At 73.7% G+C, this 1,652-nt stretch carries 2 protein-coding genes; both read right to left on the bottom strand.

Annotation, left to right across the window (positions count from 1 at the left end):
- Positions 1-406: DUF72 domain-containing protein (locus HW445_RS30115; protein ID WP_180223975.1), on the bottom strand; the 406-nt coding region annotated here is incomplete at its 3' end.
- A 15-nt stretch (positions 407-421) separates the two neighbouring features.
- Positions 422-1,528, bottom strand: coding sequence for a DUF5925 domain-containing protein (locus tag HW445_RS30110; RefSeq protein WP_151774654.1), 1,107 nt, complete (start codon positions 1,526-1,528; stop codon positions 422-424).
- Between the last annotated feature and the right edge of the window lie 124 nt (positions 1,529-1,652).

Here is a 1,652-nt window from a genome sequence, read left to right as displayed (position 1 = left end):
CCGCGACCCGCACCCCGGGCGGGAAGCAGGCCAGGCAGGCGTCGAGCAGACCGGCGTCGGCCCGCAGGGTCGGCGGCAGCTGGAGGAGCACCGGGCCGAGCCGGTCTCCGAGGCCGCCCGCGTGGCCGAGCAGGCGTTCCACCGGCTCGGCGGGATCCCGCAGCCGCTTGACGTGCGTCAGGAACCGGCTCGCCTTGACGGCGACCGTGAAGTCCTCGGGCGTCCGCTCCCGCCAGCCGGCGAAGGTCTCGCGGGAGGGCAGCCGGTAGAAGGCGTTGTTGCTCTCCACGGTGGCGAACCGGGCGGCGTACTCCTCCAGCCACCGCCGCACCGGCGTGCCCTCCGGGTAGAGCACGCCGCGCCAGTCCTTGTACTGCCAGCCCGAGGTGCCGACGTAGACGGTCATACCGCCATCAAAGCACTAGAGGTAGAGCCCCGCGTCCTCCCCGGCCCGCGGCTCCGGCAGCGACGTCGGCGAGGTGCCGCGCCGCAGCGCGTACAGCTCCGCCAGGGTGGCGCCGTCCCGGCCGATGCCCTCCTCGGTGCCCAGCCACTCCACCGACTCCCGCCGGGTGAGCGGACCGACCTCGATCCGCGCCAGGCAGCGGCCGGGGCGCACCACGGCCGGATGGAGACGTTCCAGGTCCTCGTTGGTGGTGATGCCGACCAGCACCTTGCGGCCCTGGCCCAGCAGACCGTCGGTCAGGTTGAGCAGCCGGGACAGCGCCTGGCCGGCCACGTGCTTGGCCTCGCCGCGGACCAGTTCGTCGCAGTCCTCCAGGAGGAGCAGCCGCCAGCGGCCCTCGCCGTCCTCGTCGTCGTCGTCCTCGCCGATGGCGATGTTCATCAGGTAACCGGCGTCGGAGAACAGCAGCTCCGGGTCGAGCACGCAGTCCACCTGGCACCAGTCCCGCCAGGAGCGGGCCAGGGTGCGCAGCGCGGTGGTCTTGCCGGTGCCGGGCGGGCCGTGCAGCAGCAGGAGGCGGCCGGCGATGTCCTCGGGGGTGGTCTTCATCAGCGAGTCCATCGCCTCGGCCACCGGGGCGGTGTAGTTGGCGCGGACCTCGTCCCAGGTGGCGGCGGAGATCTGTCGGGTGATGCGCAGCGGGCCGCGGCGCGGGGAGAGGTGCCAGAACCCCATGGTCACCTCCTCGGGGACCGGCTCCGGCTCCATCTCCACGCCGTCGGTGCAGCGGTGGACCACCGACTCCGCCAGTTCCTCGGTGGTCGCCGTCACCGAGACGTGGGTGCCGCTGCCCCACTGGGCGGTGGAGACCCGCAGGGTCCAGCCGTCGCCCTCGGCCAGGGTGGACCGCTGCTTGTCGCTGCTGGCCTGCCGTACGACGCGGGCGTCGTCGGGCACCAGCTGGGCGCCGGGCCGGACGCGGTCGATGCTCACCGTGCGGGAGTACGGCTGCTCGCCGGTGGTGAAGCGCTGGAGGAACAGGGCGTCGATGACGTCGATCGGGGAGTCGCCGTCGTCGAGGGCGAGCCGGATGGGCACAGGGGCGTGAGGGTTCTCGGCCATGGGGTCCATGATCCGTGGGATCGGCCGCGGACGCACGGCCTTTCTCTCATCGGCGCCCGCGGGAGGCGCCGTTGCCGACCGCGGGAGGGGCCCCGGCCGGTCCCCGGCCCCGCCGGAGGCGTAC

This window comes from Streptomyces sp. UH6, from assembly GCF_013421635.1.
In the GTDB taxonomy this organism is placed as follows: Bacteria; Actinomycetota; Actinomycetes; order Streptomycetales; family Streptomycetaceae; genus Streptomyces; species Streptomyces abyssomicinicus.
The sequence above is the reverse complement of the archived record's forward strand: the minus strand, read 5'-3'. Positions and strand labels throughout refer to the sequence as shown.